Here is a 13,684-nt window from a genome sequence, read left to right on the forward strand (position 1 = left end):
TGTTATGACCAACGAGACCACCCGCCCGAACCGTTCGGGCAATCCCCGCGCCCAGCAAGGCGGCAAGCCGCGTTTCCGCAACGACAAACCCAACACCAACCACCGCCGACACCGTGCAGAGCCGGAGGAGAAATTCATCCGCCGCGCCATCCCCGAGATCGACACCGCCTTCACCCGCATGGGGATCGATGCGCGCGTGGCGATCAACCTGCCGGGCCTGGGCATCGAGACGCCCTCGCCCATCCAGGAAAAATCCATCCCCGGCATCGTCGAGGGCCGCGACCTTCTGGGCCTTGCCCAGACCGGCACCGGCAAGACGGCGGCCTTCGGCCTGCCGATGCTGACCCGGCTGCTGAACATCGGCCGCAAGCCCGAGCCCCGGACCTGCCGCGCCCTGATCCTGGCGCCGACGCGGGAACTCGCGACCCAGATCGCCGAGAACATCGACAACTATGCCGTCGGCACGCCGATCCGGCAGTTCCGCGTCGTCGGCGGCGCCTCGATCAACGTGCAGGTCCAGCGGCTGGAACGCGGCGTCGACGTGCTCATCGCGACGCCGGGCCGGCTGATCGACCTGATCGAGCGCGGCGCCGTGGACCTGTCGCAGACCAAATACCTGGTTCTGGACGAGGCCGACCAGATGCTGGACATCGGCTTCATCCACGCGTTGCGCCGCATCGCCAAGATGCTGCCGCGCGAGCGCCAGACGCTGCTGTTCTCGGCCACCATGCCGAAGCTGATGGAGGAGCTGGCCGACAGCTACCTGAACGATCCGCTGCGCGTGGCGGTGAACCCGCCCGGCCAGGCGGCGGCCAAGATCGACCAGGGCGTGCATTTCGTCAACCAGGGCGACAAGGCGACGCTGCTGGCGGAATACCTGTCCAAGCATGTGGACGAGCTGGCCATCGTCTTCGGCCGCACCAAGCACGGCTCGGAAAAGCTGTCGAAGCTTTTGGAGAAATGGGGCTACAAGGTCGCCGCGATCCACGGCAACAAGAGCCAGGGCCAGCGCGAACGTGCCTTGGCCAGCTTCCGCGCCGGCGACACCAAGGTTCTGGTCGCGACCGACGTGGCGGCGCGCGGCCTCGACATTCCCGAGGTGGCGCATGTCTATAACTACGACCTGCCCAACGTGCCGGAAAACTACGTCCACCGCATCGGCCGCACCGCCCGCGCCGGGCGCGACGGCCGCGCCATCGCCTTCTGCTCGCCCGCCGAGATCGGCGAGCTGCGCGCCATCGAGAAGGCGATGAAGGCCAAGATCGCCGTGGTCGGCGGCGAAGAGCCCTTCGAGGCGGCCAAGATCCGCGAACGCGGCGGCCCGGCGGGCCGCCCGGCGCAAGGCGCGGCGCGCAAGCGCCCGGCCCGGCGCCCCTCGCGCGCACCGAAAACGGCGCAGCGGGCCTGATTCCGCCGCGATACGCGCAAACGTGAGCCGCCGCCATGTCGCGGCGGCTTGCGACCCCCGGCCCGGCCCGGCTATCTCCCGGCATGGCCAAGCTTTATTTTCATTATTCCACGATGAATGCCGGCAAGAGCACGCTCTTGCTGCAGGCGTCCTACAATTATCGCGAACGCGGCATGGCGACGCTGCTTCTGACCGCGGCGCTGGACGACCGCGCCGGCCCCGGCCAGATCGCCAGCCGCATCGGCATCGCCGAATCCGCGCTGGGTTTCACCCCCGAAGCCGATCTTTTCGCCCTGATCGAAGCCCGGGGCCGCGGCGCCGCCTGCATCTTCGTCGACGAGGCGCAGTTCCTGACCGAGGAGCAGGTCTGGCAGCTGGCCCGCGTCGCCGACGACCTTGGCCAGCCGGTGATGTGCTACGGGCTGCGGGTCGATTTCCGCGGCCGGCTGTTCCCCGGCTCGGCGGCGCTGCTGGCGCTGGCCGACGACCTGCGCGAGGTGCGCACCATCTGCCATTGCAGCGCAAGGCCACCATGGTCGTGCGCCAGGACGAACAGGGCCGTGCGTTGCGCGAGGGCGCGCAGGTGCAGATCGGCGGCAATGAAACCTATGTCTCGCTCTGCCGGCGCCATTGGCGCGAAGCGATGGGGGAAATCCGATGAAAGCCAGCAATACCGCCCGCGCCTATGGCTGGGTCGCCCGCATGTTCCACTGGACGGTCGCGGTGCTGATCCTGGCCGCCATCGCCATCGGGCTTTACGCGGACAACCTGCCCGAGGGCGGGGAAACGCAGCTGCAGGCGATCTTCACCGCCTATTCCGTGCACAAGACCGTGGGCATGGCGGCGCTGGCCCTCGCCGCGCTGCGCCTGCTGTGGACGCTGACCCAGCCGAAGCCGCGCCCGCTGCACCCCGAGCGGTGGCTGGAAAGCTTCGGCGCCGAGGTCGTGCATTGGGCGATGTGGATCGGCATGGTCGTCATGCCGCTGTCGGGCTGGCTTCTGCATTCCGCGGCGCCGGGCGGCTTTGCCCGCATCCTCTGGCCCTTCGGCCAGCGCCTGCCCTTCGTTCCCGAGGACGCGGCGCTGTCCGGGCGCTTCGCGGCCTTCCACGAATTCGGCTGGTGGCTGCTGGCCGGGCTGATCCTGCTGCATGTCGCGGGGGCGCTGAAGCACGCGATCATCGACCGCGACGGCACCATGCGCCGCATGGCCGGCAATCCCGAACGGGCGCCCGAGCCCCCGGCCGCGCAGCCCGGCCTCCTGCCGCATGTCCTGGCCGCCCTGGCGGGGCTGGCGGTCTGGGTGGGGGTCGCCTTCATCCCGGCCGACACCCCGGAGGCGCAGGAGACGCCCGCCACCGCATCCGCCCCTGCGGCCGCGGCCGGATCGGGCTGGGCGGTCGAACAGGGCGCTCTGGAGATCGAGGTCATGCAGGCCGGCAATGCGGTCACGGGGCAGTTCGGGCAATGGCAGGCCGATATCGCCTATGACCCTGAGAGCCGGACCGGGCGGGTGGCGGTCGATGTCGACATCGCCTCGCTGACGCTGGGCGCCATCAGCGACGCGGCCAAGGGACCGGATTTCCTGAACGCCGCCGCCCATCCCGCCGCGCGTTTCGAGGCCGAGATCCTGCCTCCCGCGGCCGAGGGTCAGCCGCATGTCGCGCATGGCCGGCTGACCATCGCCGGCCAGACGGTCGAGGCCGATTTGCCCTTCGAGCTGACGCTTCAGGATGATGTGGCGCAGGCCCAAGGGCAGATGCGCGTCGATCGCCGCGATTTCGGCATCGGCGCGGGCTATGCCGATGAAAGCACCGTGGGATTCGGGGTCGAGATCGGGTTCGAGTTGAGCGCGCGGCGGCAATAGGAAAGGCCTCTCGATTGGCCCGCTTTGCTTTGAGTATTTGGGAAACGGTGAAAGCGCGATGTGAGAAAAAGGCCGCCTCGATGGGCGGCCTTTTGCGATGGGTATTTGGGCGAAGACGCCGGGCTCAGCCGACCAGTTCGAGGCCCGAGAAAAAGAAGGCGATCTCGCGCGCCGCAGCTTCGGGGCTGTCCGAGCCGTGGACCGAGTTTTCGCCGACCGAGAGAGCGAATTCCTTGCGGATGGTGCCCTCGTCGGCATTGGCCGGGTTGGTCGCGCCCATGACTTCGCGGTTCTTCAGGATGGCGCCCTCGCCTTCCAGGACCTGCACCACCACCGGCTCGGAGGTCATGAATTCGGTGAGTTCGCCGTAGAAGGGGCGTTCCTTGTGCTCGGCATAGAACTGGCCGGCTTGCGCCAGCGTCAGCTGGATGCGCTTCTGCGCGATGATGCGCAGGCCGGCATCCTCGAACTTGGCGTTGATCTTGCCGGTCAGGTTGCGCTTGGTGGCGTCGGGTTTGATGATCGAAAGCGTGCGTTCGATGGCCATGGGGGTCGTCCTTTTCCTTGTTCCGGCCGCAATGGCCCGGAAATCCGCGCCCCGTTAACACGCGCCGCGGCGCTTGAAAAGCCGGCGCGGCCCCGGCCCGCGCCCTGGCAGGGGCCTTCGATGACGGCATTGACGCCCGCCGCGGCTTGCGCCATGCGGGGGCGCATGCTGCGCATCGACGACATATCCTATTCCATCGCCGGACGGCCGCTGTTCGAGCACGCCTCGGCCACCATCCCGGACGGGCACAAGGTCGGCCTGGTCGGCCCGAACGGCGCCGGCAAGACCACGCTGTTCCGGCTGATCCGGGGAGAGCTGGGCCTTGACGGCGGCGCCATCACCCTGCCGCCCCGCGCCCGCATCGGCGGCGTCGCGCAGGAGGCGCCGGGCACCGCGACCAGCGTGCTGGAGACGGTGCTGGAGGTCGACACCGAACGCGCCGCGCTGCTGGCCGAATCCGCCGATGCCACCGACGCGCATCGCATCGCCGAGATCCAGACCCGGCTGGCCGATATCGACGCCTGGTCGGCCGAGGCGCGGGCCGCGACCATACTGCGCGGCCTCGGCTTCTCGACCGAGGACCAGGCGCGGCCGACCGCCGATTATTCCGGCGGCTGGCGGATGCGGGTGGCGCTGGCCGGGGTGCTGTTCTCGCAGCCCGACCTGCTGCTGCTGGACGAGCCGACCAACTACCTCGACCTGGAAGGCGCGCTGTGGCTGGAAAGCTATCTGCAGCGCTATCCGCATACCGTGATCGTCATCAGCCACGACCGCGACCTGCTGAACCGCGCCGTGGGCCATATCCTGCATCTCGAGGAGCGCAGGCTGGTGCTCTATTCCGGCGGCTACGACACCTTCGCGCGGACCCGGGCCGAGAAACGCGCCTTGCAGGCCGCCGAGGCGAAGAAGCAGGACGCCCGCCGCGCGCATCTGCAAAGCTTCGTCGACCGTTTCCGCGCCAAGGCCACCAAGGCCCGCCAGGCCCAGGCCCGTATCAAGATGCTGGAGAAGATGGAGCCGATCACCGCCCCGGAAGAGGCCAAGTTCCACCGCTTCGGCTTTCCGCAGCCCGACCAGCTGTCGCCGCCCATCATCTCGCTGGACGGGGTGACGGTGGGCTATGACGGGCGGGCGGTGCTGCGGCGGCTGGCGCTGCGCATCGACCAGGACGACCGCATCGCGCTGCTGGGCCGGAACGGCCAGGGCAAGTCTACGCTGTCGAAGCTGCTGGCCGGCCGGCTGGAGGCGATGGAGGGGCGGATCGCGCGATCAAGCAAGCTGCGCATCGGCTATTTCGCCCAGCACCAGGTCGATGAGCTGGAACTGGACGAGACGCCCATCGCCCATGTCCGCCGCCTGCGCCCGGACGAGCCGCCGGCGAAGCTGCGCGCCCGGCTGGCCGGATTCGGATTGATGGAGGCGCAGGCCGAGACCCGGGTGGGCCAGCTCTCGGGCGGGCAGAAGGCGCGGCTGTCCTTGCTGCTGGCCACCATCGACGCGCCGCATCTGCTGATCCTCGACGAACCGACCAACCACCTGGACATCGAGAGCCGCGAGGCGCTGACCGAGGCATTGAACGACTATACCGGCGCCGTGGTGCTGGTCAGCCACGACATGCACCTGCTGAACCTGGTCGCGGACCGGCTGTGGCTGGTCGATCAGGGCGGGGTCAGCCCCTGGCAGGGCGACCTGGACGACTATCGCCGCATGCTGCTGGCCGGCGAGGAAAAGCCCGAGCCGAAAACCGAAGCGAAGCCGGCGCCGAAACGCCCCGCGCGCGAGAAGATCCTGGAGCTGCGCGCCGAGGCCAGGCGCGCCGAGGAGCGGGTCGAGAAGCTGACCGCCATGCTGGAAAAGCTGGACGCCATCATGGCCGATCCCGCGACCTATGACGATGCGCAGAAGGCCGAAGCCTGGGGCCGCAAGCATGCCGAGGCCAGCGAGGCGATGCAGCGCGCGGAAAGCCTGTGGATGGAGGCGCTGGAGCGGCTGGAGGAGGCCGAGCGGGCCTGAACGCAACAGCGGGCCGTCATCCGCGTGAAATCCGTCAGAAGCCGCTTGCCCTGCAACGGGTTTTCGACGCAGGGTCACGCGCAATTCGACAGGGATTCGCCATGATCAGGATAGCCGCGCTCGCGCTTCTCGCCGCCACCGCCCTGACCTCGCCCGCGCTGGGGCAGTCGCTGGGGCGCGAATTCTCGGTCGATGCCGGCCTGGGGCTGAAATACGGGCCGGCATTCATGGGCTCGGACAATCTGGATGCCGCGCCCTGGTTCATCCTGCGCAACGCCGATGCCGACCGCGACCAGCCGGACGGGTTCTCGATCCTGCCCTCGCTGAACTATGTCGGCAAGCGCGACGCCGACGATCACGACGACCTGCGCGGCATGGACGATATCGGCTATGCCGGCGAGATCGGCGTGAAACTGTCCTGGCGCATGGGCGATCTGACCAGCTACGGCGCCATCCGCAAGGGGTTCGGCGGCCATCACGGACTGGTGGGCGAGCTGGGCGCGAAATACCGATTCGAGGCCAGCGACAAGCTGACGCTCTGGACCGGCGCCGAGCTGGGCCTGGGCGACGACGATTTCACCGGCACCTATTTCGGCGTGGCGCCCGGCGAGACCCGCCCCGGCCGATCCGAGCATGATCCGGACGGCGGCGCCTATATCGCCCGCGTCAGCATCGAGGCGCGCTATGAATTCATGCCCGACACGGCGGTGATGGGCCGGCTGAGCTATGGCCGCCTGCTGGGCGACGCCGGCGATTCGCCCCTGGTCGAGACGCGCAGCCAGCCCTCGGTCAGCATCGGCCTGGCACGGCGGCTGAACTTCCGCTTCTAGGCGGCACTGGACCCCGGAAGGCACAAGTCCTATATCATTGCCAAGATTCCACAGGACGCGCCGCATGAGCACCGAAAACCTCAAGGAAGGCGATCCGCTGATCGCGCCCTCGACCACGGATCACCCCCTCTATGATAGTGTGGTCGAGGCCTGCAAGACGGTCTACGACCCCGAAATCCCGGTCAATATCTTCGACCTGGGCCTGATCTACACGATCGACATCAACGATGAGAACGCCGTGCGCATCGTCATGACCCTGACCGCGCCGGGCTGTCCGGTGGCGGGCGAGATGCCCGGCTGGGTCGCCGATGCGGTCGAGCCGCTGCCCGGCGTCAAGCAGGTCGATGTCGAGATGACCTTCCAGCCGCAATGGGGCATGGACATGATGTCCGAAGAGGCCCGCCTGGAGCTCGGCTTCATTTGACCGCGCGCGAGGACATGCTGGCCGGCCTGCCCTATCATCCCGGGGATGGCGAGCTGGTGGCGATGCGCAAGACCGCGCAGGGGCTGATGCGCGACTACAATGCCACCATCATCGGCGACAAGACCCGCGCCCGCACCCTGACCCAGCTGCTGGGCACCTGGAACGGCGCGGTGATCCGCGCCCCCTTCCATGTCGATTACGGCAAGCATATCCATTTCGGCCCGGATTGCTTCGTGAATTACGGCTGTTTCTTCATGGATATCTGCGAAATCCGCATCGGCGCGCGCTGCCAGTTCGGCACCGCCGTGCAATTGCTGACCGAGGACCGGCCGCGCGACCGTGAAAGCCGCGCCCGGGGCGAGGAATGGGGCAAGCCGATCAGCATCGGCGACGATGTCTGGATCGGCGGCGGCGCCGTCGTCCTGCCCGGCATCTCGATCGGCGACGGCGCCATCGTCGGCGCCGGCGCGGTGGTAACCCGGGACGTGGCGCCGGGCGCCACAGTGGTCGGCAACCCGGCCCGGCCGCTGCCGCCGAAGGGCTGAGCGCGCCGCCTAGAAGAAGACCCGGTGCCGGCCGCGGCTGACCAGATGCAGCGCGCCCTGCATGACCGGCATCTCGGGCAGGCGCCGCAGCGGCAGGTCCATCGCCACCAGCCGCAGCATGCGCAGGGTGATGCCATGGGTGACGATCAGCGCCGGCCCGGTCAGATCGTCCAGGAAGGCGCGCACCCGCGCCTCCAACCCGGCGAAATGCTCGCCCCCCGGCGCGCGGTCATACCAGTCCAGCCCGCCGGAGCCGAAGATCGCGGGATGCGTCGCGCGCAACTCCTCCCAAAGCCTGCCGGTGAAATCGCCGATGTCGATCTCGTGCAGCCGTTCGTCTGCGCGGAAGTCCTGCCCACCGAAGACGATGCGCGCCGTCTGCTGCGCCCGCCCGGCGGTGCTGGCATAGCGCGCGACGCCGCGCAGGTCGCGCACCAGCCAAGCCAGCCGGCGCGCCTGCGCCTGCCCCAGCGGCGTCAGCGGCGAATCCAGCCGCCCCTGCATCCGCCCCTGGGCATTCCATTCGGTCTGGCCGTGCCGCATCAGGTAGAGGTCGGGCCAGTCCGGCATCAGACCCATTTCGCCATGGGTGGCAGGCTCATCAGCACCGCCTCGGGATCGTGGCCGGTCGCCAGGCCGAACTTGGTGCCGCGGTCATAGACCAGGTTGTATTCGGCATAGAGGCCGCGATGGATCAGCTGCGCGTCCTTTTCCGCCTCGCCCCAGGGCTGGGCCATGCGCTTTTCGGCCAGGGGCAGGAAGGCCGGCAGGAAAGCCTCGCCCACCGCCCGGGTAAAGGCGAAATCCGCGCGCCAGTCGCCCGTGTTCAGGTCGTCGTAGAAGATGCCGCCGACGCCGCGCGCCCGTCCGCGATGCGGGACAAAGAAATACTCCTCCGCCCAGGCCTTGAAGCGGTCGTAGTAATCCGCGCCATGCGGGGCGCAGGCTGCGCGCAGGGTTTCGTGAAAATGTGCCGTATCCTCGGCGACTTCCAGGCAGGGGTTCAGGTCGGCGCCGCCGCCGAACCACCAGGCGCCGGGGGTCCAGAACATGCGCGTGTTCATGTGGACGGCCGGCGCATGCGGGTTCTGCATATGCGCGACCAGGCTGATGCCCGAGGCCCAGAAGCGCGGGTCGGCCTCGATCCCCGGCACGCCGCGCGCCGCCATGGCCTGCCGGGCCGCGGCGGACAATTCGCCATGCACCGCCGACCAGTTCACGCCGACCTTCTCGAAGACCCGGCCGCCGCGCATCACCGACATCAGCCCGCCGCCGCCATCCTCGCCGCGCTTGGTCTCGCGGATCTCGAACCGGCCGGGCGGGGCCGAGCCGGGGCCGCGATCCTCCAGCGCCTCGAAGGCCGCGACGATGCGGTCGCGCAATTCCCGGAACCAGGCCGCGGCCTCCTGTCGCTCGTCCTGCATTTCCATGGGCTTGCCTCCGGATTCGTGAATTGCCCCGCCAAGGGGACGGGCTTATGCTTCGGTCGAAACAACTAGAGATCCCGGCCATGACCCGCAACATCCTGCTTGCCCTGATGCCTGTCCTGGTTGTCGCGGCCTGCGGAACCCCGCAGGAACAGTGCATCAGCCGCAACACCCGCGAATACCGCACCGTCTCGAACCTGCTGGCCGAGGTCGAGGCCAATCTGGCGCGCGGCTATGCCTGGGAAGAGCGCACCGTGACCCGCACCGAATGGGACGATTGCCGCCATATATGGATCGATCGCGACGGCAATCGCCGGCTGGGCTATCGTCCCTGCCTGCGCGACGTCGTCGATACCGAGCGTTACCGGGTGCCGATCGACCCGGCCGCCGAGACGCGCAAGCGCGACAACCTGCAGGCGCGCAAGCAGGCGCTGATGCCCGCCGCCCGCGCCGCCGTCGATGCCTGCAAGACCGCCTATCCCGAAGAGAAGCGGTCCTAATAGACCCCGGGCGCCAGCGGATCGCCCAGGCTGCGGCCGCCGTCGACGCGCAGGATCTGGCCGGTGACGAAGCTCGATGCCTCGCTGGCCAGGAACTGCACCGTCGAGGCCAGCTCGTCCGCGCCGGCGATGCGGCCCAGCGGCGTCGCCGCCACCATGCGGTCGCGCAGGCCGGGGTCCTCGCGCAGCTTCAGCTGCATGTTGTTCGACATGATGCTGGCGAAGGCCACGCCGTTCACCCGGATGCGCCTGGGCGCCAGCGCCGAGGCCAGCGAGCGCGTGGCCTGCGCCTGCGCCGCGCTGGCGATGGAATAGGCCAGCATCTGCGGCTGCGGCCAGTCGGCGGCCAGCGAGGTCACGTTGACGATGGCGCCGTGTTGCAGCGCATCCTCGTCCTCCTCGCGCACCTGCGCCATCATGCGCCGCGCGACCATCTGCGACAGGCGCAGCCCCGCCATCATGTTCTGGCGCAGCATGTCGCCCAGCAGTTCGTCGTTGACCGTCAGCGGATCGCAGCCCTGCACCATGCGATGCGCGTTGACCAGGATGTCCACCCGGTCGAAGGCGTCGATGGTGGCCGAGACCAGGTTCGCCAGCGTCAGCTTCTGGCCAAGATCGCCGGCGAAGGCCCGCACCGGCCCTTCGCCCGCCGCCTGCTCGCCCAGCTCGGCCATCAGCGCCGCTTCGTCGCTGTCGGCGAACATGACATTGGCTCCCGCCTCCTGGAAATGGCGTGCGATGGCCAGGCCGATGCCACGCGCGGCGCCGGTGACGATGGCGGTCTTGCCCTGGATGGACAGGCTCATCTTTTCCTACCTTTGCTCTGTGGACGGGCGCCGGGACGCCGCGCGCCCGAGGCGGTCAGGATCTTGAACCGCGAATCGCCGCCCAGTTCCGCGACTTCGGCAAAGCATTCCCGCAGCGCCTGCTCATAGGGCAGGTGCCGGTTGGCGACCATCCACAGCCGCCCGGCCCCCGTCAGCAGGCCCGCCGCCGCGCGGATGAAGCCGGCGCCCAGCTTAGGATCGGCCGCGCGCCCCTCGTGGAAGGGCGGGTTCATGACGACGCCGTTCACCGGCTCGGGCAGGCGGAAATCCAGCGCATCCGCCCAATGGAACCGCGCGCGCGGGTCGGTCACGTTGCGCCGCGCGCAGTCCAGCGCCGCCGCATCGGCCTCGACCAGATGCAGCTGCTCGACGCCCGGATGCCTGAGGATCTGGGCCGAAAGCCAGCCCCAGCCCGCGCCGAGGTCGACGATGCGGGTCGGCAGCTTGTCCGGCAGCGCCGCCGCCAGCGCCTGCGAAGCCGGGTCCGGCCCGTCGGCCGAAAACACCCCGGGCCGCGTCACCATGCCCGGGGCGGCCTGATGGTCGCGGGCCGGCCAGTCCTCGGGCAGCCAGCCCCCTCCGGGCAGCGTCACCCGGAAGATCTTGCCGTGGCCGCGCGATTGCACCTCGTCCACCGGGGCAAGGCCGCGCATCTCCTTCAGCACCGCGTCGATGCCGTCGGTCTTCTGCCCGTCGATCCAGAGCGCGGCTCCGGGCGCCAGCCGCTCCGCGGCCTCGGCGATGCGCGCCCGCGCCTCGGCCCGGGCACGGGGCAGGAAGACCACGGCGCCGTCGAAGGCGCCCGAGGGTTCGGTGACGACCTCATGGCCGCGCGCCTGCAGCGCCCGGTGATCGGGATAGAAGCCCTGCACGATCTGCGGCCGGGCAGCGTCGAAAGGGGAAAGGTCGGTCGCCGCGCCGGCGCCGATCAGCAGCCAGCGCCCTTCCGGCGGCGTGCCGCCAAAGACAAGTTCCAGCCGTGATCCAGCCAATTTCTACTCTTTTTCCATGGTGCATTGCAGCGGATGCTGCTGGCGGCGCGCCAGTTCCATGACCTGCGCCACCTTGGTTTCGGCGATCTCGTGCGAGAAGACGCCCACGACGGCCACCCCCTTGCGATGGACCGTCAGCATGATCTCGATCGCCTGGGCATGGCTCATGTTGAACAGCCGCTCAAGCACATGCACGACGAATTCCATCGGGGTGAAATCGTCGTTCAGAAGCAAGACCTTGTACATCGGAGGCCGTTGCGTGCGGGGGCGGGTCTTGACCCCCAGCTCGACCTCTTCGCGGTCCCCGGGTCGGTTCGTCATCTGCGGATTGGTCACGAGGCTTGCAACAGGATATGGACGGTTCTGGGACCGAATATAGAGGCTTTCCCCGCGCTTGATAACCCCCGCCCCCGCCTTCCTGCCGAAAGGCCGCGCAACCTGCGGCAGATTGCGTGGCCGGGGGTGAAAACTTGCAGTTCCCGAACGCCGGAAGCCGTGCTATTGTCATTTTATTAATGAAGGGCCCGCATAATGAACGGGTCCTCAGAGGCAGATAGAGACCGGGACAGTGAGCAGATTCGCCAAGAACGTCCGTTTGGGACTGATGATCCTATTCGCCTGGGCGCTGCCCATGGCGGTGGCCGCCGCCCCTTTCGCAGCCTTCGTCATGGATGCGCGAACCGGGCAGGAAATCTACGCGCAGAACGCGGATACCCGGCTTCATCCGGCCTCGCTGACCAAGATGATGACGCTTTACATGGCTTTCAACGCCATCGAGCGCGGCCAAGTCCGGCTGGACAGCAAGTTCCTGGTCTCCAGCCACGCGGCCGCGCAGCCGCCCTCGCGGCTGGGGCTTAAGCCGGGCCAGCGGATCGAGCTGCGCTACCTGATCCGCGCGGCGGCGGTGAAATCCGCCAATGACGCGGCCACGGTGATCGGCGAAGGGCTGGCCGGGTCCGAGGCGAAATTCGCCGCGCAGATGACCCAGATGGCCCGGGCGCTGGGGATGCGCAATACGAATTTCCGCAACGCCAACGGCCTGACGGCCGAGGGGCATTATTCCACCGCCCGCGACATGACCCTGCTGGGCCGGCGGCTGTTCTACGATTTCCCGCAATATTACTCGATCTTCTCGCGCCGTTCGGCGGATGCGGGCATCGCCACCGTCGCCAGCACCAACAAGCGGTTCCTCGATAGCTACGAAGGCGCGGACGGCATCAAGACCGGCTATACCCGCGCGGCGGGCTTCAACCTGACCGCCTCGGCCAAGCGCGGCTCGAAGCGCATCATCGCCACGGTGATGGGCGGCACCTCGACCGCGCATCGCAACCAGGTGATGGCGCAATTGCTGGACGCCGGCTTCGGAAAGGCCCCCACCCGTGTGCGAGAGGTCAAGCCTGCGCCGCCGCAATACGTGGCCGAGAAGAAGGTGCGCCGCACCGTGCAGGTCGCCCGGACCGAACCGGGCCCGGCGGCGGCGAACGTGCAGCTTTCCGCCTCCGACCGGCCGGTGGCGCGGGCCTCGACCGTCGCGGTGGTGACGCCGGCGGCGATCTCGGCCGCGGTCTCGCGCGCCCAGGCGACGGCGCCCGCCCCCGCCCGCAGCGCCAGCACGTTGACGGCAAGCGCCCGGCCGGCCCGCAAGCCCGGCACCGGCCAGCTGGCCAATGCCGCGATCGATTCCGAACTGCTGGCCCGCGCGGCGCGTCCCGAAGCCCGCCCGGAGGAAGGCGATGCGCCCGAGACCGCGGCGGCGCCGGTCGATGCCGCCCGCCCGATGCCGGCGCCGCGCGGCGACCGGTCGGCCGGCCTGACGACCGCGCCGGCGGCCGGCTCGCCCTCGCTCTTCGTCCAGACCACCCAGCCGCAGCCGGAAAGCATGGCGCTGCTGGCCGCACCCGCCCCGGCGCAGCGGTCGGAAACCGTCATCCTCGCCTCGCTCGAACCCGACGACCAGGCCGCCCCGCAGGCGACCGAGATCGTCTCGCGCGGATCGGGCGCCGGCGGCAAGGGCTGGGGGGTTACGCTGGGCCTGTTCCGCTCGCAGCACGAGGCCGAGCAACTGCTGCTCAAGACCGCGCTGCAGGAAAGCGGCGCGCTCGGCAGCGCGATGAGCCGGGTCGCCAATACCCGGCGCGGCTTCGAGGCGAATTTCGTCGGCATGAGCAAGGAAACCGCCGAGCTCGCCTGCAACCGGATCGCCGCCCGGCATCAGAACTGCCAGGTGATCGGCCCCTGATCCGGCGGACCGGCAGGGGCCCGATACGTTCGGGCCTGAGAGCAAGGCCCCACGGACAAACCGGCC

14 protein-coding genes and 1 pseudogene are annotated in these 13,684 nt (G+C 69.0%); 9 read left to right on the top strand and 6 right to left on the bottom strand.

Annotated elements, in window-relative coordinates; all coding sequences use genetic code 11:
- Positions 1-4: 4 nt before the first annotated feature.
- The 3 genes and pseudogenes from L632_RS0111680 (at position 5) to L632_RS0111695 (ending at position 3,274) form a co-directional block, all read left to right on the top strand.
- Entirely contained in the window at positions 5-1,408 is a 1,404-nt protein-coding gene (locus L632_RS0111680) for a DEAD/DEAH box helicase (protein WP_230377370.1), read from the top strand.
- A gap of 83 nt (positions 1,409-1,491) precedes the next feature.
- Positions 1,492-2,069: pseudogene (locus L632_RS22585) on the top strand (thymidine kinase).
- The gene (locus tag L632_RS0111695) at positions 2,066-3,274 is read left to right on the top strand and encodes a cytochrome b/b6 domain-containing protein (protein ID WP_028712289.1); all 1,209 of its coding nucleotides are present in this window, start codon (positions 2,066-2,068) and stop codon (positions 3,272-3,274) included. The pseudogene L632_RS22585 and the gene L632_RS0111695 overlap by 4 nt, the downstream one beginning before the upstream one ends.
- A 124-nt stretch (positions 3,275-3,398) precedes the next feature.
- On the opposite strand, the gene ndk is transcribed toward L632_RS0111695, so the two are convergent.
- The gene (gene ndk, locus L632_RS0111700; protein WP_028712288.1) at positions 3,399-3,821 is read right to left on the bottom strand and encodes a nucleoside-diphosphate kinase; all 423 of its coding nucleotides are present in this window, start codon (positions 3,819-3,821) and stop codon (positions 3,399-3,401) included.
- A 165-nt stretch (positions 3,822-3,986) separates the two neighbouring features.
- On the opposite strand from ndk, the gene L632_RS0111705 reads away from it, so the two are divergent.
- The 4 genes from L632_RS0111705 to L632_RS0111720 all read left to right on the top strand — a co-directional run bounded on the left by L632_RS0111705 (position 3,987) and on the right by L632_RS0111720 (position 7,633).
- Positions 3,987-5,834: an ABC-F family ATP-binding cassette domain-containing protein gene (locus L632_RS0111705; RefSeq protein WP_028716847.1), complete on the top strand. Its 1,848-nt coding sequence runs from the start codon at positions 3,987-3,989 to the stop codon at positions 5,832-5,834.
- A gap of 101 nt (positions 5,835-5,935) precedes the next feature.
- Positions 5,936-6,664 carry a MipA/OmpV family protein gene (locus L632_RS0111710; protein ID WP_028712286.1) on the top strand — a complete coding sequence of 243 codons (729 nt, stop codon included), beginning with the start codon at positions 5,936-5,938 and terminating at the stop codon, positions 6,662-6,664.
- Positions 6,665-6,728: 64 nt separating this feature from the next.
- Entirely contained in the window at positions 6,729-7,088 is a 360-nt protein-coding gene (locus L632_RS0111715; protein ID WP_024845409.1) for an SUF system Fe-S cluster assembly protein, read from the top strand.
- Entirely contained in the window at positions 7,085-7,633 is a 549-nt protein-coding gene (locus L632_RS0111720) for a sugar O-acetyltransferase (RefSeq protein ID WP_028712285.1), read from the top strand. Before L632_RS0111715 ends, L632_RS0111720 begins: the two co-directional genes overlap by 4 nt.
- Positions 7,634-7,642: 9 nt before the next feature.
- Here the strand turns inward: L632_RS0111720 and L632_RS0111725 are convergent, their stop codons facing one another.
- Together L632_RS0111725 and hemF are read right to left on the bottom strand one after the other, a co-directional pair.
- Positions 7,643-8,203, bottom strand: a complete 561-nt coding sequence (locus L632_RS0111725; RefSeq protein WP_036698116.1) for a histidine phosphatase family protein — start codon at positions 8,201-8,203, stop codon at positions 7,643-7,645.
- Positions 8,203-9,063: an oxygen-dependent coproporphyrinogen oxidase gene (gene hemF / locus L632_RS0111730; protein ID WP_028712283.1), complete on the bottom strand. Its 861-nt coding sequence runs from the start codon at positions 9,061-9,063 to the stop codon at positions 8,203-8,205. Before hemF ends, L632_RS0111725 begins: the two co-directional genes overlap by 1 nt.
- A gap of 80 nt (positions 9,064-9,143) precedes the next feature.
- Here hemF and L632_RS25110 point away from each other — a divergent pair, with 80 nt between their 5' ends.
- Positions 9,144-9,560, top strand: a complete 417-nt coding sequence (locus L632_RS25110; RefSeq protein ID WP_028712282.1) for a hypothetical protein — start codon at positions 9,144-9,146, stop codon at positions 9,558-9,560.
- Here L632_RS25110 and L632_RS0111740 read toward each other — a convergent pair.
- The 3 genes from L632_RS0111740 to clpS are packed head-to-tail and all read right to left on the bottom strand — an operon-like array spanning position 9,557 to position 11,700.
- Entirely contained in the window at positions 9,557-10,366 is an 810-nt protein-coding gene (locus L632_RS0111740; protein ID WP_028712281.1) for an SDR family NAD(P)-dependent oxidoreductase, read from the bottom strand. The genes L632_RS25110 and L632_RS0111740 overlap by 4 nt on opposite strands.
- Complete coding sequence (locus L632_RS0111745; RefSeq protein ID WP_028712280.1) at positions 10,363-11,379, bottom strand: class I SAM-dependent methyltransferase; 1,017 nt, start codon at positions 11,377-11,379, stop codon at positions 10,363-10,365. Before L632_RS0111745 ends, L632_RS0111740 begins: the two co-directional genes overlap by 4 nt.
- A gap of 3 nt (positions 11,380-11,382) precedes the next feature.
- On the bottom strand, positions 11,383-11,700 hold the full coding sequence (gene clpS / locus L632_RS0111750) for an ATP-dependent Clp protease adapter ClpS (RefSeq protein WP_028712279.1): 318 nt from the start codon (positions 11,698-11,700) through the stop codon (positions 11,383-11,385).
- A gap of 283 nt (positions 11,701-11,983) precedes the next feature.
- Here clpS and L632_RS0111755 point away from each other — a divergent pair, with 283 nt between their 5' ends.
- Entirely contained in the window at positions 11,984-13,618 is a 1,635-nt protein-coding gene (locus tag L632_RS0111755) for a D-alanyl-D-alanine carboxypeptidase family protein (protein WP_232220970.1), read from the top strand.
- Positions 13,619-13,684 lie beyond the last annotated feature (66 nt).

It is taken from the genome of Paracoccus sp. J39 (assembly GCF_000518925.1).
Lineage (GTDB): Bacteria > Pseudomonadota > Alphaproteobacteria > Rhodobacterales > Rhodobacteraceae > Paracoccus.